Source organism: Bacillus sp. 37MA (assembly GCF_000372765.1).
Taxonomy (GTDB): domain Bacteria; phylum Bacillota; class Bacilli; order Bacillales; family Domibacillaceae; genus Domibacillus; species Domibacillus aminovorans.
This window is the reverse complement of record NZ_KB889752.1, coordinates 1,043,613-1,067,666: the sequence shown is the minus strand read 5'-3', so window position 1 is coordinate 1,067,666 and position 24,054 is coordinate 1,043,613. Positions and strand designations below refer to the sequence as shown.

Annotated in this window: 23 protein-coding genes; 7 read left to right on the top strand and 16 right to left on the bottom strand. The window is 40.3% G+C overall.

Translation table 11 applies throughout. The features are described 5' to 3' along the window. Positions 1–147 precede the first annotated feature (147 nt). A complete protein-coding gene (tgl, locus tag A3M5_RS0105955; RefSeq protein WP_018392851.1) occupies positions 148–975 on the bottom strand; it encodes a spore coat transglutaminase TGL in 828 nt (275 codons plus the stop codon). Positions 976–1,525: 550 nt separating this feature from the next. Further along, the gene (locus A3M5_RS0105950; RefSeq protein WP_018392850.1) at positions 1,526–2,683 is read right to left on the bottom strand and encodes an MFS transporter; all 1,158 of its coding nucleotides are present in this window, start codon (positions 2,681–2,683) and stop codon (positions 1,526–1,528) included. Between the two features lie 117 nt (positions 2,684–2,800). Between A3M5_RS0105950 and A3M5_RS0105945 the strand changes: the two genes are divergently transcribed. Together A3M5_RS0105945 and A3M5_RS25210 are read left to right on the top strand one after the other, a co-directional pair. After that, positions 2,801–3,670 (top strand): LysR substrate-binding domain-containing protein, encoded by an 870-nt coding sequence (locus A3M5_RS0105945; protein ID WP_018392849.1) that lies wholly within the window; start codon positions 2,801–2,803, stop codon positions 3,668–3,670. A gap of 60 nt (positions 3,671–3,730) precedes the next feature. Beyond that, a complete protein-coding gene (locus A3M5_RS25210) occupies positions 3,731–3,916 on the top strand; it encodes a hypothetical protein (RefSeq protein ID WP_155894672.1) in 186 nt (61 codons plus the stop codon). Positions 3,917–3,975: 59 nt separating this feature from the next. Here A3M5_RS25210 and map read toward each other — a convergent pair whose 3' ends face one another. Beyond that, positions 3,976–4,719, bottom strand: coding sequence for a type I methionyl aminopeptidase (map, locus tag A3M5_RS0105935; RefSeq protein ID WP_018392847.1), 744 nt, complete (start codon positions 4,717–4,719; stop codon positions 3,976–3,978). Between the two features lie 156 nt (positions 4,720–4,875). On the opposite strand from map, the gene A3M5_RS0105930 reads away from it, so the two are divergent. After that, a complete protein-coding gene (locus tag A3M5_RS0105930) occupies positions 4,876–5,499 on the top strand; it encodes an HAD hydrolase-like protein (RefSeq protein WP_018392846.1) in 624 nt (207 codons plus the stop codon). Positions 5,500–5,538: 39 nt separating this feature from the next. Here the strand turns inward: A3M5_RS0105930 and A3M5_RS0105925 are convergent, their stop codons facing one another. The 7 genes from A3M5_RS0105925 to parE form a co-directional block, all read right to left on the bottom strand. Next, positions 5,539–5,751, bottom strand: coding sequence for a hypothetical protein (locus A3M5_RS0105925; protein ID WP_155894671.1), 213 nt, complete (start codon positions 5,749–5,751; stop codon positions 5,539–5,541). A 964-nt stretch (positions 5,752–6,715) separates the two neighbouring features. Continuing rightward, positions 6,716–7,267: a DJ-1/PfpI family protein gene (locus A3M5_RS0105915; RefSeq protein WP_018392843.1), complete on the bottom strand. Its 552-nt coding sequence runs from the start codon at positions 7,265–7,267 to the stop codon at positions 6,716–6,718. A 180-nt stretch (positions 7,268–7,447) separates the two neighbouring features. Then, positions 7,448–7,828: a large conductance mechanosensitive channel protein MscL gene (gene mscL / locus A3M5_RS0105910; protein WP_018392842.1), complete on the bottom strand. Its 381-nt coding sequence runs from the start codon at positions 7,826–7,828 to the stop codon at positions 7,448–7,450. A 98-nt stretch (positions 7,829–7,926) separates the two neighbouring features. Continuing rightward, a complete protein-coding gene (locus tag A3M5_RS25205) occupies positions 7,927–8,079 on the bottom strand; it encodes a hypothetical protein (RefSeq protein WP_018392841.1) in 153 nt (50 codons plus the stop codon). 1 nt (position 8,080) lies between these two features. Further along, the gene (locus A3M5_RS23665; protein ID WP_018392840.1) at positions 8,081–9,529 is read right to left on the bottom strand and encodes a PAS domain-containing sensor histidine kinase; all 1,449 of its coding nucleotides are present in this window, start codon (positions 9,527–9,529) and stop codon (positions 8,081–8,083) included. A gap of 250 nt (positions 9,530–9,779) precedes the next feature. Then, complete coding sequence (parC, locus tag A3M5_RS0105895) at positions 9,780–12,203, bottom strand: DNA topoisomerase IV subunit A (protein ID WP_018392839.1); 2,424 nt, start codon at positions 12,201–12,203, stop codon at positions 9,780–9,782. A gap of 3 nt (positions 12,204–12,206) precedes the next feature. Beyond that, positions 12,207–14,183: a DNA topoisomerase IV subunit B gene (parE, locus tag A3M5_RS0105890; RefSeq protein WP_018392838.1), complete on the bottom strand. Its 1,977-nt coding sequence runs from the start codon at positions 14,181–14,183 to the stop codon at positions 12,207–12,209. Between the two features lie 229 nt (positions 14,184–14,412). Between parE and plsY the strand changes: the two genes are divergently transcribed. Then, positions 14,413–15,015, top strand: coding sequence for a glycerol-3-phosphate 1-O-acyltransferase PlsY (gene plsY, locus A3M5_RS0105885; RefSeq protein WP_018392837.1), 603 nt, complete (start codon positions 14,413–14,415; stop codon positions 15,013–15,015). Between the two features lie 106 nt (positions 15,016–15,121). Continuing rightward, the gene (locus A3M5_RS0105880; protein WP_018392836.1) at positions 15,122–15,415 is read left to right on the top strand and encodes a HesB/YadR/YfhF family protein; all 294 of its coding nucleotides are present in this window, start codon (positions 15,122–15,124) and stop codon (positions 15,413–15,415) included. Position 15,416: 1 nt separating this feature from the next. Here A3M5_RS0105880 and A3M5_RS0105875 read toward each other — a convergent pair whose 3' ends face one another. Further along, a complete protein-coding gene (locus A3M5_RS0105875) occupies positions 15,417–15,674 on the bottom strand; it encodes a hypothetical protein (protein ID WP_018392835.1) in 258 nt (85 codons plus the stop codon). Between the two features lie 33 nt (positions 15,675–15,707). Continuing rightward, positions 15,708–16,130, bottom strand: coding sequence for an acyl-CoA thioesterase (locus tag A3M5_RS0105870; RefSeq protein WP_018392834.1), 423 nt, complete (start codon positions 16,128–16,130; stop codon positions 15,708–15,710). Between the two features lie 118 nt (positions 16,131–16,248). Between A3M5_RS0105870 and A3M5_RS0105865 the strand changes: the two genes are divergently transcribed. Together A3M5_RS0105865 and ggt are read left to right on the top strand one after the other, a co-directional pair. Continuing rightward, positions 16,249–17,382 carry a M20 family metallopeptidase gene (locus A3M5_RS0105865; RefSeq protein WP_018392833.1) on the top strand — a complete coding sequence of 378 codons (1,134 nt, stop codon included), beginning with the start codon at positions 16,249–16,251 and terminating at the stop codon, positions 17,380–17,382. Between the two features lie 20 nt (positions 17,383–17,402). Beyond that, on the top strand, positions 17,403–19,085 hold the full coding sequence (gene ggt / locus A3M5_RS0105860; RefSeq protein WP_018392832.1) for a gamma-glutamyltransferase: 1,683 nt from the start codon (positions 17,403–17,405) through the stop codon (positions 19,083–19,085). Positions 19,086–19,125: 40 nt separating this feature from the next. Here ggt and bluB read toward each other — a convergent pair whose 3' ends face one another. The 4 genes from bluB to acnA form a co-directional block, all read right to left on the bottom strand. After that, positions 19,126–19,773 (bottom strand): 5,6-dimethylbenzimidazole synthase, encoded by a 648-nt coding sequence (gene bluB / locus A3M5_RS0105855; protein ID WP_018392831.1) that lies wholly within the window; start codon positions 19,771–19,773, stop codon positions 19,126–19,128. 14 nt (positions 19,774–19,787) lie between these two features. Further along, a complete protein-coding gene (gene cobT, locus A3M5_RS0105850; protein ID WP_018392830.1) occupies positions 19,788–20,837 on the bottom strand; it encodes a nicotinate-nucleotide--dimethylbenzimidazole phosphoribosyltransferase in 1,050 nt (349 codons plus the stop codon). A 200-nt stretch (positions 20,838–21,037) separates the two neighbouring features. Next, positions 21,038–21,178: an FbpB family small basic protein gene (locus A3M5_RS24450; RefSeq protein ID WP_018392829.1), complete on the bottom strand. Its 141-nt coding sequence runs from the start codon at positions 21,176–21,178 to the stop codon at positions 21,038–21,040. Between the two features lie 127 nt (positions 21,179–21,305). Further along, positions 21,306–24,032: an aconitate hydratase AcnA gene (gene acnA, locus A3M5_RS0105840; protein WP_018392828.1), complete on the bottom strand. Its 2,727-nt coding sequence runs from the start codon at positions 24,030–24,032 to the stop codon at positions 21,306–21,308. Between the last annotated feature and the right edge of the window lie 22 nt (positions 24,033–24,054).

Sequence of the window (24,054 nt, the reverse complement as noted above, 5' to 3'; positions counted from 1 at the left end):
TCAAAAGAAATCTTTTTAAATACGTTGAGAACCTGTTTTTGATCATTCTTTTTTTCAAAAACAGGTTCTTTTATTTATCGATAAATCAACGTTTTCAGCAGCACCTTAATCGAATTTTATTTTAAACCTACACTTTTGAGTTGGCGATTACAAGTAGAACACATATTGATCAAATGAAATCGAACTTTCGTTATGTTGGACGACGATATGTTGATATTTATGAACCGAATAACCTCGTTGCGACATCGAAAGTTTCGCCAAATGTTTAAAAGATGGTCTTGTAACTACATTTGTCAGATAAGCTGATTGCTTTGTCCCCGGCTTTCTCCTTCGATTCAGAGCATGAATCATTTGTTTAGCTGTCTTTATTCCTAATCCATGCCCAAAATACGTACCATCTCCTAGAATAACGGCATTTTCTCCTCTCCACTGAGGGGTTTGCGGATCGAAGTCCGGATTTTTAAAATAGACGACATCTCCAGGCAAAAAATGGCCTGTATAATTTGAGGTTATTCCGAGATCAGGATCAGCATGCCAGCTGTATAAATAGATGTTTTGAAATAATTGATTAAATAAGGATTCGCCTATAAGGTTTAGGACCGCATGGTAATAGATAATGACCTTTGCCGTTGCACATTCAAACGCATATTGTGAACTGTTCCTGTAGATATCTTGAATCGCGTCTGATGGTTTTACACCATTCCGCAGCATGAATCCGCCGGTATTCGTCAAATACCAGTATTGAGGATTACAACGGGATTTTGCAAATACTGCAAACCGCACATTGCTTTGATTCATGGCTCTTGCACTTAATATGATATTTTTTCGTAACTTAAGCTCAAACGATAATTCACCTATGGATCGATACGAGTAAACGACTGTATCTTTATTCATCTGTTGAATGATTATACTTTCAATGCTACCAGACGGCCACATGCCTCTTTGTTGAAAGGGCATCCCCGATAGTTGAATCATAATATACCTCTTTTCAAGTTCGAGTATTAATTTACATTATTACCTAGCATATTCAAGCATCGTTTTAATGTGTAGCTTTCACAAATAAAACAATCCGTCCTTTTTCAGATTGAACCACGTCGTTCGGTTACTCCAAGAACTTGGGATGATGATTATAAAGTGATCAAAGCAGGAGATATAGAAGGATCTGACTCTTAAGCCACCACGAGAATAAATATTGAAAAAGCTTCCGGAATTCATAGATTTCGGAAGCTTTTAATGCAATATATTAACTATTATGTTGAAGTTGAACTTTATGTTTCACTCTTTTTACTTTAACCATACACGTTTATCTTTTACGCTATTCTAATGTATGAAGTGGGGGATCTCGCCTGAGATTTTCATATATTCCATTACAGTCACTATGCAGTATCCGTAACGTACCGAATGATGTTACCAAAGAAAAAAGACCGAAAAAATCGATCTTTTTTATCTGCTCTCTTAAACTAAAACACCCGTTAATTGAAGAGGTAAAGTTGTTAAAGAAACCATTCACCTTCCAAATGTTGGTTCATTTTGTTTCATCCATGTTTTCTTTGTTGTTCCCTATTTTTAAGATAGTAAAAAGCATCATACATATAATGATCACTAGTACTAACAACCCTGGAACAAAATTGTCAAATAGATCTACTGTGAGCCCAATAAATGCAGGACCAAGGGATCCTAACAAATAGCCGCCAAATAGCATCATAGCAGACCATGATATAGCTTCTTCTGTATTACTAGCTTCTTCAATTGGGATTAGTAGAGCCAAAGGAAAAAGACCGCCAGCTCCGATACCTAGAAAAATAGTAGTTACCCATGGGGAGAAATGTATCAGTAACAATACAATTCCTATTAATTCAGAGAGACTACATACTAGTAACCAAGTTTTTCTATCCCCTGTTTTACTAACAAGTATGGGAATTAAAAAACTTACAGGAATTTGAATGACTGTAAACAGTGTGAGGATAATGCCAGATTGAGAATAGCTTAAACCTGTTGATTGCACGATTGGAGCCAACCAAGCTGTTACAGTATAAAAAATAGCCGCCATGCAACCAAAAAATAATATAAACAAATTAACACGTTTATTTTTTATAAATAAAGCTGAAATAGATATGGAATCTTTATTTGTAGCCCCTTTTTTTAAAAGTGGGAGAAGTAGTAAAGAAGCGGGTACCGCTAAAATACTCCAGAAACTTAATGAATGTTGCCAAGAATCATTCATTTTTTGAAATAATTGTACAGAAAAACTAGATGCAATCGCTGCACCAGTCACCATAGATACGGAGTATAGACCCGTTAAACCAGGCTTTTCAGGAAAGTATTTTTTTATAAACCCTGAAATTAATGGTCCAGCAATTCCTATACCAACCCCAGAGAATAAGGCTGTAGTAAGTAAGAAAAGACTACTATTGACGAACACTCGAAGGAATGTGGCAATTAATATCAAAAGCATTGCTAGAAGTAAAGATCTTTCAATTCCTAAAAGGTTATTTAACCTAATGGCTAAAATGGCAAATAGGCCCATACAAAAAACAGGTAGCGTCGTTATTAAACTAGCTGTCACCCCACTCATTCCTAAATCTGTTTGGATGATATCAAGTAAAGGACCAACAGAAGTAATGGATGGTCTTAAATTCAATGAAACAAAAAATATAATCATAGCGAGATAAACAAAACGCACAGGAAACGCCTCCTTCCTTTATCATCGCATTCATTGTATATTTACGCTTATAATAGTTCAATACTATTTTTTCTATACAAACCATAGTATAAGGCTATCATAAAAGGAGAATGTTAAATGGAAATCAGACAATTACAATATTTTCTTATGTTATGCAATGAACTTCATTTTACTGAAGCTGCATATAAACTGGGTATTTCACAACCAACACTAAGTCAGCAAATACGCGTATTGGAAGATGAGTTAGGAGTGCCTCTGTTCGATCGTATTGGAAAAAAGACAGTTAAGACCGAAGCAGGTAATCTCCTTGAGCACTACGCTTTACAAATTGTTCAACTACTAGAAAATGCAAAAAATTCCATAGAAGATCTTACAAATCTGAATACCGGTCACTTACGTGTAGCGGTACTACCATCCGATCTTGATTATCGATTAACATCATTACTAATAGATTTTCACAAGGAATTCCCAAATACTAAAGTTCAAGTGATTCCATCAATTGATATTTTAAATAAAGTGCTGGAAAATGAAGTTGATATTGGGGTTGGTTTAGCGATTCAACCAGACAGTCGTTTAAATCGTATACCTTTTTATACCGAAACGTATAGTCTTTATGTTAATAAAGAACATGATTTAGCAGAAAAAGAAATTATTTTACCGGAAAACTTGGTAAATGTACCTTTAGTTATGTATCCTAAGGGATTCTATGGACGTGATTTGATTGATACATGGTGCAAAAATCAAGAAATTTCTATCGATACGCTTATGGAAACAGGATCAGCTACTTCCTTGTTTCAACTCGTAAAAGAAGGGATTGGAGCTACTATTCAACCTAGTCAACTGATTGAAAGTTTCCAGTCGCTCGGTATCCGTGCAATTTCAATCAAGCATTCACCTACCAGGAAGTTAGAAATGTTTTATCGTAATGATAAATATTTAAGTCAATCCGCAAAAGCATTTTTGAAAAGAATGGATGCCTTTTTTTAAGTCAGCATTGGAAGAGACATTAAAAATTTAATCAATGCTGTTTTTAAATATGCTGAACGAATGGAATACATTGAAAGAAATCCTATGCAGCATGTTGTCGTTTCAATAAAAGTAGAAGATTTTTTGGTAAAAGAAGAAAAACGTAATTATTGGGAAAGGGATGAAATAAAAAATGGTCAATTTATGGTCAGAGAGTGTAAAAATAATAAAAAACAGCCCCATAATTTATTGATATATGGGGTTTGAAACGTTGATATATAAATATTCTGAACAACATGTATTGTATATTCAGAATTGGCAACTGATTATTTCGTTAAAATAATCGGCTCGCCTTTCGTTACAATGACCGTATGTTCAATTTGCGCGACTCGGCTGCCATCAGGTGTTTTGAACGTCCATCCGTCCCCTGATTCTTTAATCATATCTGCTTTTTCTGATACGAACGGTTCAAACGCAAGTACCATGCCTTCTTTTAAAAGGGCGTTATCCCAAGGATCAAAATAATTCATAATATGATCCGGTGCTTCATGTAGTGATTTACCGATACCGTGGCCTGTTAAATTTTTAATGACCGCAAATCCATTCCGGCGTGCTTCATTGGCAACGGCTTTCCCGATTTGATTTTGCTTGGTGCCTGCTTTTATTTTCAGTAGGCCGCGTTCAAATGACTGCTCTGCTGCTTCACATAATTTCGTTAAAATCGGTTCGCCCTTACCCACGACGAATGAAATGCCTGTATCCGCAAAATAACCATCATAGGAACCGGATACATCAATATTCACAAGATCTCCTTCTAAAATAACACGGCTTCCCGGAATACCATGTGCTACTTCATCGTTAACGCTAATACATGTAAAGCCAGGAAAATCATATTCACTTTTAGGGCCAGAAATGGCACCGTACTTTTTAAATAAACGACCCCCAAGTTCATCAATTTCTTTTGTTGTTACACCTGGTTTCGTATAAGCTCGCATTTCATCACGAATAGCCGCGACAATGCCGCCAATTTTTTTTAATGCTTGCAATTCTTCATCTGTTTTTACGATCATATTGGTCATTCCTTCTCTTTTGATTTTCCATTTCTCATTATAACAGAATGCATACATCCTGAAAAAAAATCTTTTTTATGTTTGACGTACCATTCCAGTGTTAAACTAACAGTATACGTGGGCAACTCTGTCCTTATTCGAAAGGGTGATATTTATATGACAAAATGTGTAATATTTGATTTTGATGGAACACTTTCTGATTCCCTCCAGGTGTTTATTAAAGCCTATAACAATTTTGCTGAACAGGAAGGCTATAATAAAGTTGACCCGGAAGATTTGGATGATTTAAAAAGAATGAGTATTCCAGAGCGGTGCCGTCATTTAAATTTCCCGATGCGTAACATACCATTCGCCGCTCCGAAATTATACCGCTACGTACGTGAATCCCGAGAAACACTTCCGCTTTTTCCCGGTATAAAGCAAATGCTTGATGAATTGAACAGCCGTGGCATTCATATTGCTATTATTTCATCTAACGCAAGCGACATCATTAAAAATTGCCTTGAATTAAATGGCATCAACTATGTACATGATATTTTATCTTCCAAATACATTTTCAGCAAAGACAAACTCATTAAAAAGCTGCTTAAGCAGTACGATTACACAGCAGAAGATGCCTTTTATGCCGGCGATGAGCAGCGTGATATCGATGCAAGTAAAAAGTCCGGCCTTCGTGCCGTCTGGACATCGTGGGGTTATGACGACGAGTCATTGATCAACGGCCCTGATTTAAAAGCCGCAACACCGGATGATATTGTCGATTTTGCATCAAGAGGATAAAAAAAGAGTGCGGGCCTCCTCTGCCTGCACTCTTTTTTATTAGACCGAGCTGGAGACGTTTTGTCTTTTCCTTCCTCTTGCCCAGTTCATACAAATAATGAGCGTAACACCGATAATGAGTGCCCCGAATATATAAGGAAGCCCCATGCTCATATCGAATAACATTCCAGCCAGAGCTGGACCGATCATATTACCAATGCTCATATACGCATTGTTCATTCCTGCTGCAAAGCCCTGTTCGTTCCCAGCCATTTTCGATAGGGAGATTCCATCACACTTGACATAACCAAAAGCGACGAATATGAGGGTTACTTCCATATTGTTCAAGTCGAATTTACTAAAGATTTATCTCTCTTCCCGGAAAAATTCCCCATTCCAATTTCGCCTGTAGAGGAAGACCTTATTGTGCTTACGGAAACTACTTCTTTAGAATAAGCTGAGCATAATGAAATTCAGTATGCTACAAATACTGACATAAACGAACTGAAATATGAGCCCGACTCCATATAAGGGCTCGCCTAAGAGAAATCCTAAAGGTACGAAACTGCCAAGAATAATGCCAATCATTAGGAAGCATGCAGCCTTGATAGAATAAGCTTTCCCCTTATCGAAGCGATTCCAAATAAAAACCAGCCTAAAAGCATCGTATCGAATCCGATTTGAATGATCATTTTTAATGCGGGGGCTATCCGGCAGCAAGAAGATCTGGACTAATATCCTCGAGGATTGGAAATAGAAACGTGCGCATCCACACATTCCCCGCATCAAGGACGCCACCGATGAAGGCGATTAAGAAGCTGATAAGACCTAAAAGTCCAACATCCTTAGCCTTAGTGATATACAATCCAATCCTACAAGTCCCAGAAGGGTTAACGAGGGGGCTATCACGCCTAATTGTAAGTTCGATGTAACTACGTACATCTTGGATTGCATAATCAATAACTAGCCGATAGGTTGGTGTTCTTAGGAATCTCCTACTTCAAACAACCTGCAAGGGGGATAAGGAGGGTAGTGCAATGTAATGATTCTAGGTACACTTGTTAGGTTAATAGTTTTCCTTATAAAGAGGCAGCGTCAAAGAAAAATATGAATTTACACTATTAAAGAGTTTTACATCATAAAAAAAGATCGATTTATCTATGAAATAAATCGATCTTTACTTATTTAACTTGAATTTCCAGATTTTTTATCTCAGGATATTGTAGGGAAATTTATCTTATTTCAGTAATTTAACAAATTCACACATGAATCCAGGCAGATCTGGCCACGCATGACCAGAAACAAGATTTTGATGTGTGTGTAATGTTTCATCAATATATGTAGCTCCGCAAGCAATTACATCAGGCTTACAGGCAATATATGCTGTATATTCCCGATCTTTCATCAAATCCGGTATAATAGATAGCACTTGTGCCGCATGACAGATAGCACCGACTGGTTTATTCTCCTCAAAAAAGTGGCGTACAATTTTCGTTAATGCTTCCTCCAAACGAATATATTCGGGTGCTCGTCCTCCTGGAATAATCAATCCGTCATATTGAGAGGGATTAACATTAACAAAAGCTATATGAGAATCAATCCCATATGCAGGCTTTTCTACATATGTCTCCATTCCTTCTATAAAGTCGTGACATACTGTCTGTAGTTTTTTAACAGAAGGTGAGGCAATCGTTACGTCAAATCCCTCTTCTAGACAGCGATAATATGGATAAAAAATTTCAAGCGCTTCTACAGCATCACCAGTAACAATCAAAACTTTTTTACTCATGAACATAACCTCCATCAATAGTAATATTAATAGTTAAAAAATATTCTGTTCACTTTCATGTTGTCTTTTCATCTGTCCAATTCTATTCTAACTCACGTAGATTAAATGTGCACGAAAAGTAGTTTGCTTTTACAAAGGTTTCATAAAAAAAAGATGCCAGGCGGCTGCCTGGATATCTTTTTATAGCTGTTTTGTTTGTAATAAGTCGCGAATTTCAGTTAACAGCTCTTCTTCTTTCGTTAAAGAAGGAGGTGCTTCTTCGACTTTTTTCTCACGAATGTAAATTTTATTAAAGAGTTTAATAAATAGGAAAATGGAAAAGGCTATAATCACAAAATCAACAATCGTTTGAATAAACAGTCCGTACTTTACGACTGCATCACCAACGGTAATTGATAATTTGGAGAAATCAATTCCGCCAAGCAAAAGACCAATAAGCGGCATAATGATGTCACTAACAAGTGACGCCACAATTTTACCGAACGCTGCACCTAGAATAACTCCGACCGCAAGATCAATGACGTTCCCGCGCATCGCAAACTCTTTAAATTCTTTAATCATAATCTTCACCTCTCATTCTTTTGTCTACTTCAATATATCACCATTTCAAAGTGGTGAAACCTATTTTTCGACAAAAGAATGAATTGAGTGAAAAAGACTTACTCTTCTTTTTTCAACCGCTCTCTTTCTCCTAAACGCCGGTTCAATTTTTGTTCTGATTTAAATAAACGGATAAATAGCGTCACGAAAAAAACCGGAATGGCGTAAATGAATAGATGAATGAAAAAAGCAATAATCTGCACGATATTCACCTCAAGTTTCCTTGTTTACAGGTAATGTGATCGTTGCTTTCGTTCCTTTTCCTTCTTCACTTGTAAAAGACAAATTGCCGTTATGATGAGCAATCATTTTCATGCTGACCATCAGACCGAGTCCCGTTCCTTTTTCTTTATTTGAATAAAATGCTTCTCCAAGGCGTGGAATAGCCTCTTTTGGAATACCTACTCCTTGATCAATGATATGGATGAGGACAGACTCCTGTACACATGTTGCTGAAACAACCACACAGCCGCCATCAAACATCGCTTCCATGCCGTTCTTTATCAAGTTAATCATGACCTGTTTAATTTGCTTTGGTTCCGCCTCAATCAATGGCAGCGAACCTTCTATATCCATTTTAATTTCAATATCTTTTAAAGACGCTTCCGCACGCATAAATGTGACGACTTCATCGATTAGGGCATGCAAATTGACTGCATTCATTTTTTTCGTTTTCTGCGGCTTTGCAAGCATTAAAAATTCGTTCATAATAAACTCAACCCGGGCGAGTTCCGATAAAATAATTTCACTATAAGGATTGAACGTTTCTTGCTGCCAGAGTTGCACAAATCCTTTAATGGCTGTCATTGGATTGCGAATCTCATGGGCAATACCCGCTGCCAGCTGGCCAATTGCTCCGAGCGTATCGGCATTGTGAATAAGCTCCTCTTTTTCTTTTAATTCCGTGATGTCTTCAGAAACACTAATCACACGTACAGGTTCATCCTGATTATTATACACGACATTCTGGCGAGAGCGGATCCAGCGAATACAGCCATCAGCTCGAATAATCTGATAATCGAACGTGCCTTCGGGGTGGTGTAGTTGTCTAATAAACATATCTCTGTCCTCTAGACAAACAGTTTCAATAAGTGATAAAGGGTTTTTATAAATCGTTTCTCTCTTGATTCCCCATATTTCTTCAAATGCTTCGCTTATATATAATATTTCGATATCTCCAACGGTATATATGCAAAACATTTCTCTTATATTTTCGCTCATTTCTATCATCCGCTGCTCTATTTCCTGTAGACGGGTACACATCTTATGTTGATCATGTATGTCTTTCATAAATATGGACAGTCCTGTTGGCTGAGGAAACACACATATTTCAAAGTACCGGCTATACATTTTTGAAAAAATCTCAAATTTCATCACCTGCCGTGTCGCGGCGACTTTTTGCAGATTCCGCTCATATAAACTACCGCTCCACTCTGGAAATACACTCCATATATTCTTCCCGATCAATGCTCCACTATCAACACCAAGTAGTGATTCATACTGCTCGTTTATATATGTTAATCCCCATTCATCATCAACAAATAAAACTCCTTCTGCCACATGTCCACAAATCTCTTCAAACTGATTGTCCTTTACGTGCGTAAAACGATTGGCAGATAGTAATTCCTGCTTCTGACATTCTAATTTTAAAAGTTTGTCCACTGACCGTGTATTCCCCTTTCTTTCTACAAAAAAGTCAAGATACTGTACCTATTTAGTAACTTCATTTCGGCATATTTATAGAAAATCCCTCTTCTCTCACCCTAAATTATGCAAATGTCTTCGTTTATATTATTTATTTGTTTGTTTTTTAAATATATTATTTTGAATTTTGTACATAATGTATTTAGTAAACAAATAACTGATTATCATAAAAAAGCTTTGCATCATGATGACGCAAAGCTTTTTTTTATTAATCTGCTGTCTTTTCCGACAAAAGAAGACGCTGAACCATTCCCTGTTCTTTTTCATCAACAACAAAAGAACCATTTGAATAACGATCTACTTTTTTAAATGACTGTACGTGTATCTCAATATCTTCTCCTTTTTTCGTTCTCAACAAATATGCATGATGTTCATCAATGAGAGCGGCACCGACGATACGATGCGGATTGCTTTTCAGTTCTCTTAACAACACTACACCGCGTTTCACCCTTGTCGTTCGTTCAAATTGGTCAAATCCGCTCCGTTTCACCGCTCCCCGATTTGTCACAACGACAAACTGCGCGTGATCTCCATCCGGAGAGGCAATGGCCGCAATGGCATAATCGTCTTCTTTTAAACTTAGACCTTTCACCCCGGCAGCACGGGGGCCGACAACTGGTACTTCTTCTTCTCCAAAGCGGACGCCATAGCCAAAATGCGTGATGAGCATTACATCGGAACGGCCATCTGTCATCACAACTGTACATATTTCATCATCATCTTTTACATTCATCGCCATCAGCGGGCGCGAGTAGCGCTGTACTTTAAATTGAGACAGCCCTGTTCGTTTCACCATGCCTGTTTTTGTTGTAAAAAGAATATAGCTCGGTTTTGTAAAATCTTGGACAGGATAAACGGCTATGATGGATTCGTCTTTCAACCCGTTTACGAGACCTGCAGCATGCTGACCAGTGTCTTTCCAGCGAATATCTGGCAACTCATGCACTGGTAAATACAAATAGCTACCTTTGCTTGTGAATACAAGAAGAACATCGGTCGTGTTCATCTCTTGTTTAAATAAAAGACCATCTGATTCTTTCATTGCCGGAAGCCCTCCGGATGCCGTATATGACCGGATGCCCGTCCGCTTAATATATCCTTCACGCGTGACAGACACAATGACTTCTTCGCTCGTAATCATTGCTTCACGATCAATTTTTATTTCCTGAATTTTTTCTTCAATGCTTGTGCGCCGCCCTGTTGCATACGTTTTTTTCAATTCTTTCAATTCCCGTTTAACTACTAATACAAGTTTATTCCCACTCGCTAAAATAGCTTCAAGCTGCTCAATTGTTTTTTCAAGCTCTGCCGATTCTTTTTCAAGGGCGGTAATATCCGTATTCGTTAACCGGTATAGCTGTAATGTAACAATGGCTTCCGCCTGCGCTTCTGTAAAAGCAAATTCCGCTACGAGACGGTTTTTTGCATCCTGTTTATCTTTAGATGCACGAATGCAAGCGATCACTTCATCGAGAATCGACAAAGCTTTCATTAAGCCCGCTACAATGTGATGACGCGCTTTTGCCTTTTCAAGATCATATATTGACCGGTTTGTCACGACTTCTTTCCGATGTTCGATATACGCATCGAGCATGCGGTTCAGCCCCATTAAAATAGGGCGTTTATTGTAAATCGCCACCATATTGAAATTGTACGCAACCTGTAAATCTGTTGCCTTGTACAAATAGTTTAACGTGAGTTCAGCATCAGCTTCTTTTTTCAAATCAATAACGATTCGAAGTCCCGTCCGGTCCGTTTCATCACGCACTTCCGAAATCCCATCAAGCTTTCGATCAATGCGGAGTTCATCCATTTTTTTCACGAGTGATGCTTTATTCACTTCGTATGGAATTTCCGTCACAACGATGCGCTGACGGCCGCCGCGAACGTCTTCAATTTCTGCACGGCTGCGGATGACAATTTTGCCTTTGCCTGTTTTATACGCTTTTTCAATACCGTCAACGCCTTGGATAATACCACCCGTTGGAAAATCAGGGCCTGGAATAACAGTCATCAACTGTTCAACCGTACAATCCGGCTGTTCCATCCGCATAATAGCCGCGTCGATTACTTCATCGAGGCGATGCGGTGGAATTTCTGTCGCATACCCGGCTGAAATTCCTGTTGATCCATTGACAAGCAAATTTGGAAATCTCGCAGGAAGTACAACCGGCTCGCTCGTCGATTCATCGAAGTTTGGAATGAAATCAACGGTCTGTTTTTCGATATCGGTTAACAGTTCACCCGCAATAGCGGACAATCTCGTTTCGGTATAGCGCATGGCTGCAGGAGGATCGCCATCTACAGAGCCATTATTTCCATGCATTTCAATGAGCGGCGTCCGTATTTTCCAGTGCTGACTAAGACGGACCATCGCGTCATAGACGGATGAGTCGCCATGAGGATGGTAGTTACCAATGACATTCCCAACCGTTTTGGCGGCTTTCCGGAACGGTTTTTGATGCGTATTTCCTTCTGTATGCATCGAAAATAAAATACGGCGCTGTACTGGTTTTAATCCGTCACGTGCATCAGGCAGCGCACGCTCTTGAATAATGTATTTACTGTACCGCCCGAATCGGTCACCAACGACGTCTTCAAGCGGTAAATCTTGAATGTTTTCCTTTTCCATTAATTATTCCTCCCTGATACCGGACAACTGATCATTTTCTAAGAGCACTGCTTCTTCTTCAAGTCCAAATGCAACATTTGACTCGATCCATTTTCTGCGTGGCTCAACTTTATCCCCCATTAAAACCATAATACGGCGCTCTGCACGGGCGATGTCGTCAATCGTTACCCGGATCAGCGTCCTCGTTTCTGGATTCATTGTCGTATCCCAGAGCTGATCAGCATTCATCTCACCAAGACCTTTATAGCGCTGAATCGTCGTCCCTTTGCCCATTTTCTTCAGCTTAGAATCGAGTTCACGTTCTGTCCAAACATATTCTGCAACTTCTTTTTTGCCGGTGCCTTTGCTTACTTTAAATAATGGTGGCATCGCAATAAATACTTTTCCACTGTCAATGAGCGGCTTCATATACCGGTAGAAAAAGGTTAAAAGGAGCACTTGAATATGCGCACCATCTGTATCGGCATCCGTCATGATAATCACTTTATTGTAATTTGCATCTTCTACAGCAAAATCCGGACCTACACCGGCGCCGACTGCATGAATAATTGTATTAATTTCTTCATTTTTAAAAATATCAGCAAGTTTTGCTTTCTCGGTATTAATGACTTTCCCTCTAAGCGGCAAAACAGCCTGAAAACGGCGGTCCCGTCCTTGTTTCGCCGAACCGCCCGCCGAGTCTCCTTCGACAAGGTATAGTTCATTTTTTTCTGGATTGCGCGACTGTGCCGGTGTCAGTTTTCCAGATAAAATGGATTCGCCTTTTTTACGTTTTTTTCCGCTTCTGGCATCTTCACGTGCTTTTCGGGCTGCTTCACGCGCTTGTGCCGCTTTTACTGCTTTTTTTATGAGAAGTGTACTGACTTCCGGGTTTTCCTCTAATAAATAAAGAAGCTTTTCCGATACGATTTGATCAACTGCCGAGCGCGCTTCTCCTGTGCCAAGCTTTCCTTTTGTCTGCCCTTCAAACTGAAGCATGTTTTCCGGTACACGGACTGATACAATAGCTGTCAGCCCTTCACGAATATCCGTTCCTTCTAAATTTTTATCTTTTTCTTTTAACAGACTGCTTTTCCGTGCATATTCATTAAATGTGCGTGTTATCGCTGCACGTGCCCCGGCTTCATGTGTTCCTCCGTCTTTCGTCCGGACATTGTTGACAAATGACAGAACATTCTCTGAAAAACCGTCATTAAATTGAAACGCAAATTCCGCTTCAATGTTATTTTGTGTGCCGAAAAAAGACGCAACGGGATGAAGAGCGTCTTTTTCTTCGTTCAAGTATTTGACGAATTCTTCAATGCCGTTTTCATAGTAATATTCTTCTACTTGTTCCTGGTCCTTCCGTTTATCTTCAAGCGTTATTTTTAATCCTTTTAATAAAAACGCCGACTCTCGCAACCGTTCGCCGAGCGTATCAAATTGATACACAGTCGTCGAGAATATAGTCGGATCCGGTTTAAAATGAAGTTCTGTTCCGGTCGTTTTTGCTTTACCTTTTTTCTCAAGTGTCGTGGCGGGCTTTCCACCATCTTGAAAATGCTGTTCATATTGGAAGCCGTCACGCCATATAGTAACAGTCAATGTCTCAGATAAAGCATTTACAACCGATGCACCTACACCGTGCAATCCACCGCTTGTTTTATAGCCACCCTGACCAAATTTCCCACCCGCATGAAGAACCGTCAAAATGACTTCTGTTGTCGGTTTCCCTGTGCGATGCATCCCAGTCGGCATACCGCGGCCATAGTCACGCACGCTGATCGAATTATCTTCATGGATTGTAACATTGATTTCTTTACCATGTCCGCCGAGTGCTTCATCGACCGAATTGTCTACAATTTCATAAACAAGATGGTGCAGACCTCTCCCATCCGTCGAACCTATATACATTCCCGGGCGCTTCCGGACTGCTTCAAGTCCTTCAAGCACCTGAATGGATTCATCATTGTATACTGGTTGTTGCTTTGAATCCGCCATAAAAATTTCCCTCTCTTTCTAAAAAACCGCACGATGAAACGTATGTTCCTAACTATCATATCATACTTGTCAATCATTCACCAATATCATCTGTATTTCGTTAAAAGAGTACGTCACTTTTAAGAGAGAATCAACCGAAATATTTTTCCCGCCGCATCACCCGTCATGGTAAAATGATGAATGAACGTTATTCAAATGATTATACATTATGAAAAGGGAGATTGAGAAATTGATTCAAGCACTTATTTTAATTATCGCTTATTTACTCGGTTCAATCCCGTCTGGACTCATTGCCGGCAAAGTCTTTTTCGGTCTTGATATACGTGAGCATGGCAGCGGTAACCTTGGCGCGACTAATTCATTTCGTGTTCTCGGCAAAAAAGCGGGTACAGTCGTCACTGCTGTCGATATTTTAAAAGGAACAGTCGCCACATTGCTGCCCATCTGGTTCGATGCAGGCATTCATCCGCTGATCGCCGGACTTGTTGCGGTTATCGGGCACATGTTTCCTATTTTTGCCGGTTTTCGCGGTGGTAAAGCCGTGGCGACGTCGGCTGGTGTTCTACTTGCCTACAGCCCGCTTGTCTTTTTATTTTTAGTTGCGATTTTTGTTATTGTCCTTTTACTAACAAAATACGTGTCTCTTGCTTCTGTACTGGCAGCTACAGTCGCATTCATCTATGCGATCATTCATACAATTTATACGAATGATCTCCCATTTCTCGCAGCGATTACAGCTATATTCTTTTTCGTCCTTTTCCGCCATCGGGCCAATATTGTCCGTCTTAAAAATAAAACAGAACCGAAAGCAAGTTTTGGTAAAAAAAATTGAAACAAGCGGTTTAACGTTATCGCGTTAAGCCGCTTGCTTTGTGTTTTATTTTGACTGTACATTATTCCGTGCTACACTAAGAAAAAAGGATTGGAGTTAATTCGGCATGAATATTCGATTGAACAATCTAGCAAAAAAATGGTTTGAAGAAGAAATGTATGCAGCTAAAGGGGACTTTATCCGTTTTTACGTACGCTATGGGGGATCCAGTCCTCTGCATGACGGGTTTTCACTTGGCGTTTCGAAAGAAGAACCGATTGAAGCTGCTGTGACAGCAAAGCACGGCGGCGTCACCTATTTTGTTGAAGATAAGGATCTATGGTATTTTGACGGGCATCATCTAGTCGTCGAGTTTGATGAACAATTAGACGAACCAACTTATAAATACATACGCGATTGATCTATTCCAGTTGAAATTTTCGAATATGATCTCCTAATCTTTCATGCTTTAAAATAAATAGCTGTTTTTCACCGAGTAAGTCAAAATGCGGCCTGGATGAGGTACCTATATCACCCCATTTCGGCGTCAATCCGTATATATGTCCCCATTCCACCAGTCTGCTTACATAAATACAGCCTGCTTTCGTTACGGTACGGTAATGCGGGAACCGCTCATCGTAACAGTAATGTGTTAAAAATGCAATATGACCGGTTTCCATTTTCCACGTCCACCCGTTTAAGTCCAAATGTCATTAAACTGGTTTTTTTTCCTGTTCATATACATGATGCCATTCTGGAAATTCTTTTTTAAATTTCACCGGCCGGAATGTAGCTTTGTTAACAATCGTATGAACGCTTGAACCTAACACACATACATTGCCTTTTTCATTCACAATCTCATATCCGTACGTCGTGCGGATACCACTGTGTGCCTCAATCCACGTCCGTACCGTCGCTGTTTCTCCGTAGCGAAATGGCTGTTTATAGGATAAGCGAATATCGACAACAGGCGAAACAAAACCTTTTTTTTCCATGTCTGCATAATTGAAACCAAGATCTTTAATTAAACGTGTGCGGCCAATCTCAAACCAAACGACATACTGGCCGTGGTAAACGACTTGCATTGCATCTGTATCCGCATAGCGAACTTCTACCTCTGTTTCTGAAATAAACAATATAAAAACTCCTTTATCTCACTTGCACCTCTATTTATTTTACCATGTTTTCCGCTAACGTTTATCTTTTTTGTCTTTTCGGGTATAGGTAAAGATCAGCCGCAAGGAGGAATTTATTTTGATTACGTATTTGAAAAACGAAAAAGAGAACATGATTGCACTTCTTGAAAAACTCGTCAATACGGACAGCCATTCTTACAATAAACAGGACGTCGATAAAATAGGTTCGATTCTTCAAAAAGAGTTTGAAAACGCCGGTATGAAAGTGGATGTACATAGAGAAAAAGAATTCGGGAATCATTTAAGTATTGCATCACCCAATGCGAAAAGGCCTGGCATTTTAATCATCGCCCATATGGATACCGTATTTCCAGACGGTGAAGCAGAGGAACGGCCATTTGAAATTATTGGAGACAGAGCGTATGGACCAGGTGTAAACGATGAAAAAGCCAGCCACGTTCAAGTTTTATATGCGATGAAAGCATTGAAAAATGCGGGATTAACCTGTTTCCATAACGTTCATATTATCTTCAACAGCGATGAGGAAGTTGGATCTCCCTCTTCAAAATCACTTATAAAAGAAGCAGCTGAAGGAAAAGACTACAGTCTCATCGTTGAGTGTGGACGGCCAAACGAAGGTGTCATCACAGCACGAAAAGGCGTCGGACGATTTAAAATGAGCGTAACCGGTAAAAGTGCCCATGCGGGTGTAGAGCCCGAAATCGGTCGAAGTGCTATTGAAGAAATCGCATATAAAGTGATTAAATTGCAGCAGCTCAATGATCTTGAAAACGGGCTGACGGTCAATGTCGGCTTAATTAGCGGCGGAATATCTGCGAATACTGTTTCACCCGACGCAGAAGCAGTCATTGATGTACGCGTTCAAAGCAAAGAACAGGCAACAGATACCGTAAAAGAGATTTATACGATTGCGGAAGAAGAGATCGTGCAAGGGACCGATACGAAAGTGTCGGGCGAGATCTCAAGACCACCGATGGAAATGACGAAAGAATCTCAAAAGCTGCTGGATCGCGTGAAAGAAATAGGTAAAGAAATTGGGCTCGATATTCACGGTGAGTCAACAGGAGGTGCATCAGATGCCTCTTTCACTGCTAGTGTTGGCATACCGACGATTGACGGGCTTGGACCGGTCGGCGAATTTTCCCATAGCGAAACAGATGAATATACAGTAGTTGATTCACTAATTGAACGAACAACTCTTCTTGCCAAAACAATTGAGCGTTTGTCTTAAATAGAGATGGAGGAACCATCATGACAATGGAACATATATGGGCCAATCAAAAAGAAACATCACATAGACAGAAGGCGCGTGGAAAAAATGGCATGACAGCCAGCGCAACAGAAGAAGCATCTCAAATCGGAGCGGATGTTTTGTCAAATGGCGGAAATGCAATGGATGCACTTGCTGCAATGCAGTTTGCTCTTGCAGTGGCAGAACCGTTCAACACCGGCCTTGCCGCAAGTGGATTTATTATGTACTACGATGCGAAAAAGCAAAAAACATTTGTTGTTAACGGGCATTCCATCGCCCCAAATAAAGCGCATAAAAATGTCTTTGTTGACGAGCATCAAGACATCATATCATTTATCGAGCGATCGACGCCTGGGACAGCTGTAGCAGTACCCGGTATTTTAAAAGGGTTTGAAAAAGCGCTGGAAGAGTTCGGTACGATGAATTGGGCAGACGTAATGACGCCGGCAGTCAAGTTGTCTGAAGAAGGTGTTCGCGTCAACTTAACGTGGAATACCGGCCTTGAACGATTCAGTGATCGCCTTGGCGAAGAAGCCCGCACTTTTTTCTTTCCAGATGGTGTACCACTGACAGAAGGAGAAGTGGTCGTAAATGAGCAGTTGACGAAAACATTGAAATTAGTGCAAGAAAAAGGAACGGATGCTTTTTATAAAGGTGAAATTGCAGATGCACTCGTTAAAACGGTCCAATCTTTTGATGGATTTATAGAAAAAGAGGATTTGGAGAAATATGAAGCAACAGTGTCTGAAGCGATGACCGGTACTTACGAAGATTATACGATCGCTGTCCCTTCTCCACCAAATGGCGGCGGCTTTTCGCTTCTCTATATGTTGAAACTGCTAGAAAAGCTGAATATCGCACAATATGACGTTCATTCGTGGGAAAAGTATTATATGATCGCTGAAGTGCTGCGTATCATGACCGCTGATAAACTCGCTTTTATGGGCGACCCCGCGTTTTATGATATCCCCCTTGAAGGGCTTCTCCATAATGATTATTTGACGAAACGGATGGAACTGCTTAACTTTGAATTCCGCAATGATTCGATAACAGAAGGGAATCCGTGGGACTATGATAAAGTAAAACAGCCGCATCATCAAAAATCAAATAAAAAAGAACCCGGATCAGAGACGACACATTTCATCGCTGTTGATCGGGATGGCAATATTGCCACATGTACGTCTTCTCTCGAGCACTTTTTCGGTTCCGGTATTATGGTGCCAGGTTATGGATTTTTACTAAATAATGATATGACTGATTTTGATCCAGATCCTGCTGGTATTAACTCTGTCGAACCCGGCAAATACCCGGTCAGCATGAAAACACCGACTATTGTATTTAAAGATGGGGAGCCTGTCCTAACACTCGGTTCACCGGGCGGCCCGACTATTCCTGCATCAGTCTTGCAAACGATGATCCATATTCTTGACTACGGAATGGATGTAAAAGATGCCATTGAAGAGCCGCGCATTTATAATGGGACCGGACCGCTTATCTGGCATGAAAAAGGGATTCCAGAAAAAGCAAAGCGAAAGCTGGAGCAGATGAATTACCAGTTCGATAACATTGCACTTTCCATTGGCAATGTGCAGGCCGTATTATTAAACGCCAAAACAGGGGAATTATTTGGTGGCAGTGATTCTTCACGCCCTGGTATTCCAGTTGCCGTAAATCCATTTTAATATAAAAGGGATCCCGTTTATGTAAGGGATCCCTTTATCATTACGTTAATACCGGCCACTTATTATGGTATACTAATTTTTCTAGTTCTTTTCTTTTTTCCCATTTGGCTGTTTCCAAAATAGGAGCTTTCGGATAATCATCTGTATAACCGATGGAAATTAAGGCAACTGGATCAATATGAGGCGGTATCTCTAATATATCCCGCACATCGGATTTTTTATAAAAACTAACCCATCCCATTGCCAGCCCTTCGGCACAGGATGCCAGCCACATATTTTGAATGGCACATGCTGTCGACATAATGTCTGTTTCCGGTATTGAATTCCGTCCAAGTACGTGCGATCCTCCCCTCGTAGGATCGGCAGTGACGCATATCGTTAATGGTGCTTCCTTCATTCCCTCAATTTTCAAATTCAAAAATTTCGATGAACGATCATCGTTTTCATAATGAATCGCAAGGGCTCTTCGCTCTTTATCTGCCGCCCATGCTAACCGATGTTTGATTTCTTCCTCTTCGATCAAAATAAAATTCCATGGCTGCATAAATCCGACTGATGGTGCGTGATGAGCCGCTTCTAAAATCCGTTCTATCGCTGCTTTAGGAACTGGATCAGATGTAAAGCTTCTTACATCTCTTCTGGAATAAATTACTTTGTAAATCGCTTCTTTTTCTTCATTTGTAAACAAACATTGATCCTCCATTACTCCTTATTGGATACTTGGGCCGTTTCAAATGTGGCCATTTCTTTCACCATTAGTACAGCTGATTGTAATATTGGAAAAGAAACCGCAGCGCCACTGCCTTCCCCCAGTCTCATTTCGAGATCGAGAAGCGGCTTTTTTCCCAACAACTGAATGAGAACGTCATGCCCAGGTTCTAAAGAACGATGCCCCATAATCATATAATCGGCGACTTGACTGGAGATCATTTTCGCGATCAAAGCAGCAGTTGCAGAAATAAATCCATCGACAAGAATAGGTATCCGGTTACTTGCAGCAGCAAGCATTGCACCTGCCATTCCAGCAATTTCAAGCCCCCCAATTTTCGATAAAATGTCGATAGGATCATCTGCCTTCGGATTTCTTTTTTCAAGAGCACTTTTAATAATTTGTTGTTTATACTGAATTTTGTCCGTCTCAATTCCTGTGCCTATTCCGACTAGCTTTTGAATATCTTGTTCGCTGACAGCAGCTGCAATAGCACTGCTTGTGGTCGTATTGCCAATTCCCATCTCACCGAGAATGAGGCATTTAGCTCCCTCGTTAATCATTTTTTGTGCCTGCTCATAGCCAACTTCAATAGCTTTAACTGCTTCATCAGGAGACATTGCGTTTTCCTTATAAAAATTAGCTGTTCCATATCGTACTTTTTTCTTTATCAACCCTTCCTCATCTATATCACTAGCTACCCCGATATCCACGATGTATAAGCTGGCGTTGATTGATTTACTAAATACATTAATGGCTGCGCCACCATTCAAAAAATTACGGACCATTTGACCTGTCACTTCCTGCGGATAAGCAGATACACCCTCATCAGTGATACCATGGTCCGCTGCAAACACAATAACCCCCGGCGGTGACACGTCCGGAAAAGGATCTCCTGTCATCTTTGCCAGTTCAATCGCCAAACCCTCCAATCGGCCTAAACTCCCAAGAGGTTTTGTCAGTGAGTTAACATATTGCTGTACATGAGCACCTGTTTTTTCATCAAGTTTGGGTATATGTATTGTTCGTAATAAGTTCCCCATCCCCCTATATCATCCTTTCTTCTTACAGAATTCTTATCTATGCAAAAAACCTTAACATGTGAAGTTAAGGTTTTAAATAAGCACTTAATTTACAAAAGAAACAAAGCCTGATTAAAAATCCTTTTATAAATTCCATTAAACTATAATCATATTTTAATAGCAACTAACAATTATGTATACAGTCCGGTACGAATACCGGCCTATTTTCCTGTTTTATCATATGCAAGCCACTTTGACTCGAGTCTTTCTTCAAGGACTCTCATTGCTTTAGCATCCGCGAGCAGTTCCTCTTTATTTTCTTTAATTAGATCTGCAAATGTTTTTTTATGAATTTTACGCACGTTTTCACTCCTTTCTCTGTATTGTTATTATTTCCTTAAATATTATTTTTATACAAAATATTCAATCATCTCTCTAAAAAAAGAAGCCAATTCCAAGTAAATGGAACCGGCTTCTTTTTTGTATAACTTATTTGTCGCTTTTAACATTTTGCAATTTGCCTCGAAGGACCATTTGTAAAATGCCACCGTGGCGGTAGTAGTCCACGTCTACTTCTGAATCAAAACGCACAAGCGCCTGGAATTCTGTTTTCTTGCCTTCTTTATTGGTTGCTGTAACAGTTACAACTTCGCGTGGTTTCACGCTATCTGTAATCGCCACTTCAATTGTTTCTTCACCTGTAAGTCCAAGTGTTGTTGCATTTTCGCCCAGTTTATATTGAAGCGGAAGCACGCCCATCATCACTAGATTCGAACGGTGAATACGCTCATAGCTTTCCGCAATAACGGTTTTAACGCCTAGCAAGTTTGTACCTTTTGCCGCCCAGTCACGTGAAGAGCCCATTCCGTAATCTTTACCAGCAAGAACGACAAGTCCTGTTCCTTGCTCTTGATACTTCATGCATGCATCATAAATCGGCATAACTTCGCCTGTTGGCCAATATGTTGTAAGTCCGCCTTCTGTACCCGGCGCAATTTGGTTACGAATACGAATATTCGCAAACGTACCACGCATCATTACTTCATGGTTGCCACGGCGTGAACCGTATGAGTTAAAGTCACGTGGTTCAACCCCTTTAGAGCGAAGGTATAAGCCTGCTGGTGTATCTTTACCAATCGCACCAGCTGGTGAAATATGGTCTGTCGTGACAGAATCACCGAATTTACCCATTACACGCAAGCCTGTGAGCGCTTGAATCGGCTCTGGATTTGTTGAAAGATCCTGGAAGAATGTTGGATTCGCAATGTACGTTGAATCTTCATTCCAGCTGTAAAGTGCTTCATTGCTCGTTTGAATTTGATTCCATTTCGCATTACTGTTGAATACTTGAGCATATTCTTTACGGAACAATTCAGGTGTAACTGTACGTTTTACCGCTTCTTTTACTTCAGCCGTTCCAGGCCAAATATCTTTAAAGAAGACGTCCTGTCCATCTTTGCCTTTACCGATCGGCTCGTTTTGAAGGTCTACGTTTACATTACCTGCAAGTGCATAGGCAACAACGAGTGGTGGAGATGCAAGGTAGTTTCCTTTTACAAGCGGATGAATACGACCTTCAAAGTTACGGTTACCTGAAAGAACAGATGTAACAAGAAGATCCGAATCAACAATCGCTTTTTCGATTTCATCTTTTAGCGGACCAGAGTTACCGATACATGTTGTACAGCCGTAGCCAACAAGGTTGAAACCGAGTTTTTCCATATAAGGAAGGAGTCCAGAATCACGAAGGTAGCCTGTCACAACTTTTGAACCTGGTGCAAGAGATGTTTTTACATATTTAGGTACTTCAAGACCGAGTTCAACCGCTTTTTTCGCCACCAAACCAGCTGCAAGAAGAACGTAAGGATTTGAGGTATTCGTACATGATGTGATCGCCGCAATACCGATCGCACCCGTTTTCATTTCTACTTTTTCACCATCATTGAATTTAATCGTTGTTGTTTTATCAAGCTCATCTGCTGTCAAACCAAAGCCGTGGTTGCCTTGAGGCGCACTGACTGCTTCTTGGAATGCTTTTTGCATTTGAGTAAGTGGAATTAGGTCTTGCGGACGTTTCGGACCGGACAAATTTGGCTCGATTTCAGCAAGGCTTATTTCAACGACTTCCGTGTAAATTGGTTCTTCGTTCTCTGGTGTGAAGAACATATCGTTTTCTTTTAAATATTGCTCAACGACTTGAATATGCTCTTCTTCACGTCCTGTTAAACGCATGTAATCAAGAGACTCTGCGTCAACCGGGAAAAAACCGCACGTTGCGCCATATTCAGGTGCCATGTTTGCAATTGTCGCACGGTCTGCAAGCGGAAGTGAAGCTACACCTGCACCGAAGAACTCAACGAATTTACCTACTACACCCTGTTGACGAAGAACTTGTGTTACTTTTAACGCAAGGTCAGTAGCCGTTGCGCCATCTGGAAGTTCGCCTGTTAATTTAACACCGACTACTTCTGGAATAGGGAAATATGAAGGCTGTCCAAGCATACCCGCTTCTGCTTCAATGCCACCAACGCCCCATCCGAGAACGCCGATTCCATTAATCATTGTTGTATGAGAATCCGTACCAACGAGTGTATCCGGATATGCTTCAAACTCGCCTTCAGTCGTTTCAACTGCATGTACGACATTCGCGAGATACTCAAGGTTTACCTGATGAACAATTCCTGTTGCCGGTGGAACTGCACGGTAATTATCAAATGCTTTTTGCGCCCAGCTTAAAAACTCATAGCGTTCCGCATTGCGGTCAAATTCAAGTACCATATTGCGCTCAAGTGCTGCCGGTGTACCATAAGCATCTACTTGCACAGAGTGGTCAATAACGAGATCAACCGGGATTTCTGGATTAATGACCTGAGGATCGCCGCCGATGTCTGCCATTGCTTTACGAAGAGACGCAAGGTCAACAACAACCGGCACACCTGTAAAATCCTGCAAAATAACGCGTGATGGTTTAAACGGAACTTCTGCTTCTTTATCTACATTCGGTCCCCATTTTGCTAAGTTTTCAACATGGTCTTTTTTAATGACATAGCCATCAAATTGACGAAGTACAGATTCAAGTAATACTTTAATCGAATATGGCAGGCGTGAAACTTTTGCTATTCCCGCTTCTTCAAGAGCAGCCAGGCGGTAGTAATTATATTGCTTACCATTAAGGTCAAAGCTTGTGCGGGCGTTAAATATATCATTTTTCGCCATTTCGGTTCCCCCTCTTAAATAT